Consider the following 2888-nt stretch of genomic DNA (forward strand, 5'->3'; position numbering starts at 1 on the left):
ACATCAACGAGAGGAGAAAAAAGCTGGTAAGAGAAAAACCAACTAGGCCATAATCTGGCCTTCCAGGTGGGTCAATTTTAGATGCAAAACCTGGGTCAAATTTGGGTGCAATTTAACAGCTAGCTCACTGCAAGGAGTTGTTCGCTCTGATGCGGCTTCTTCAGTGTCTGGTCCTCATGCGGCTACTCGCGTAGATGGCAGCGATTATCGTTATGATGCTAATGGCAACAATGTAAGCGGAGGTGGTAGATCAACGACATATAGTACTTTTGATAAACCGGTACGTATTGAGAAAGATGGGCATATCACGGAGTTTGCCTACGGACCAGATCGTAACCGTTATCGCCGAGTTGATACTGAATCAAGTGGGGTTGTGCGCACTACCCATTATGTTGGGAATGTTGAATTTACAGAAAATAGCTCTAGCAACACTACAGAGATCAAACGTTATATTGGTGATGTGGCTATAGTCACTTTAAAAGTAAATTCTGTACAAGGACTTTTTGGTGAAGAAATCCATTATCGTCATTATGATCATTTAGGCAGCCTTGACCTGGTGACGGATGGTGATGGGAATATTGTAGACCAGTTATCTTTCGACCCTTGGGGTAAACGCCGTCAGGTAAATGACTGGGCTGCACTTTCACCGACAGCTTTGACAGCCTTCACAAGCCCTTCTACTCTTACCACTATGAATGTCGCCGGTTTGCGTCAGCGTTTGACGCGCGGCTTTACAGGTCATGAGATGTTGGATGAGGTTGGTATCATTCACATGAATGGGCGTATTTATGACCCCCATTTGGCCAGGTTTGTTCAGGCGGATCCGATCATTCAAGACCCGTTTAACACTCAAAGTTTGAATAGATATAGCTACCTTTGGAATAACCCTCTCAATGGGACAGATCCAAGTGGGTTTGAAGGAGAAAGCATTGAAGTTATAGACCTCATTAATGCCCAACATTCTGCAGACATTTTAGGTATTGAACTTCCAACTCTCGAACACTTAGTGATTTACGCAGAGGAACTTGAAGTTGTTCGCGAAGAAGCTGGCTTTTCTTCTGAGTCTACATCGGATTTCAGTCGAATATATCAAGATGGTGACCCTGAAGGTCAGGAACGCTTGATAAGAAAGCTGAAAACTGAGGATGTGGCTACAATTGGAAACGCTTCTACCCAGCTCATGGGTTCTGGTCCTTTAGCGGGAGAAACTTTCAGATTCACAAAAGCTTTAGCTGGGTCATTTACAAAAGCTTATCAAGATTCCTTGCGAAAAACTTTACTTTCGAGGATGACTGAACGGCTCAAGGAAAAAGTAAGACCGAATAGAAGTGCAGAAGACTTTGCTGGAATGGCAGATAATGAAGCTTCGGGATTCTTCTCACCGTTTCGTAGGGTTGTGCCTACAAATGATAAGGATGCAGCAGCACAAGCTTTTGCAAGAAAGCATGATGGACAGGCGAGCGTTAAAATTGAAGGATTTGGCAATAGAGAATTCGATATGGTTAGTGAGAGATTTGTCGGGCAGGCTTTTGGTCCTAGGACTCAAGGTAATGCTCCGGCATTTCAAATTAGCCCCAAGAATTTCTTAAGCAAGTCTAGGCGTGCTCAAATTCGAGCTACCTTAGAGGCTGCTAAAACTACACAGCGCCAAGCTTTGTTCGAGTTTAGTGGGGGGCATCCCCATCAAGATGTGATGGATTTTATTGTCAGGAATGCTAAACGGTTAAATGCAGACGTCAATATCAGTTCATTTGACTGAGGTGAAATATGAGAGAGTATTCAGCGTATCTTATTTTTAAAGGTGTTGATGAAAATAGGTTGTTAAAGATTGGTGCTTTGGCAAGAAAGAGTGCTATCGAGGTAGATTTTGGTGAAAACTTCCTAGAGTTTGAGTTTTCAGGAAGGGATACAGACAAGCAAATAGTGAAGTACTGTGTGTCTCTGGCAGAAATATTGGGAGATGCTGAAGGTGAGATTGTCTGTGAAATTATTAACGATGAGGGAGATAATGAGTTTGAGTTCTATCGAATAAAGAACAATAAGCTTATTCGTCAGTTAGGTAGGATTGTTAGAAATTATGAAGAGGTAGTAACAATGAAGTAGTAGGCTGGATCAATTTGTAGGTCGCTGGGACGGCAAATACTCACAGATTAGGCGTACCCTCTGTAGAATTGAGCGCCCTGTGTGCGTAACGCGGGAGCTCAAGGCAAAACTACACCCACACTCGTAGAGGAAGCTGCCACGATAATGCTGTGGCTGAAAGCTTTTTCCAACTGCTAAAAATAGAGCGGGTAAAGCGTAAAATCTACGCGACTCTGATTCAAAATCGATTTTTTATGTGGTCGAAAATAAACGTAATAAGTCTGCGCGTGGATGAATGAGACTTTTGTTATTGGTTAGGAGTGTAGCGATTTTCAAATGACGATCTGTAAAATGCTGTATTGATCGTGTAGCGATGGCACAGTCATAGAATCCGGGCTATTTTTGTTGAAGTAGGCACTGAATATTCACAATTCCGGGCTTGACCGTCTTTTCAACGGTAATTTGTTGAATATTTACACTATGCTTTTCAGCTAATGTCGCAAATAGCCTCATGGATTTATCAAATGATACCTGCGTAAACCAGACGCGCAGGTTGTCTCCTTCTGGTTGTAACCGATTAATGTCCAGGGCCATAGTCTTGGCAGCGCCGGTGGTGGATTCCATCAGTGGTTTATCCGACACGTTTGTTTCAGGAACCGCTGCCAGTTGCTGAATTTGAGGTGCATGACTGTTAGATTGCATCCAAAATTGACCCACTAACCCCCCATATTTGCATCGAATTTTGACCCACGTATAACCCCTTCCTGACTTCATCCGAAGCAGGAGTAACCAGGAGTGATAGACGT

3 protein-coding genes are annotated in these 2888 nt (G+C 43.2%); 2 read left to right on the forward strand and 1 reads right to left on the reverse strand.

The features are described from left to right. Positions 1 to 163 precede the first annotated feature (163 nt). Together ACVBEJ_RS14450 and ACVBEJ_RS14455 are read left to right on the forward strand one after the other, a co-directional pair. Positions 164 to 1759, forward strand: coding sequence for an RHS repeat domain-containing protein (locus tag ACVBEJ_RS14450; protein WP_447130339.1), 1596 nt, complete (start codon positions 164 to 166; stop codon positions 1757 to 1759). Positions 1760 to 1767: 8 nt separating this feature from the next. Then, entirely contained in the window at positions 1768 to 2103 is a 336-nt protein-coding gene (locus ACVBEJ_RS14455) for a hypothetical protein (RefSeq protein ID WP_447130340.1), read from the forward strand. A gap of 375 nt (positions 2104 to 2478) precedes the next feature. Here the strand turns inward: ACVBEJ_RS14455 and gspM are convergent. Continuing rightward, positions 2479 to 2888, reverse strand: a 410-nt coding sequence (gene gspM, locus ACVBEJ_RS14460) for a type II secretion system protein GspM (protein WP_447130341.1), incomplete at its 5' end; no start/stop codon positions are given.

It is taken from the genome of Porticoccus sp. GXU_MW_L64, from assembly GCF_052983295.1.

What these genes read in the sequence shown, in the direction of transcription:
- ACVBEJ_RS14455 (WP_447130340.1), top strand. Translation starts at nt 1,768, where the DNA reads ATGAGAGAGTATTCAGCGTATCTTATTTTTAAAGGTGTTGATGAAAAT.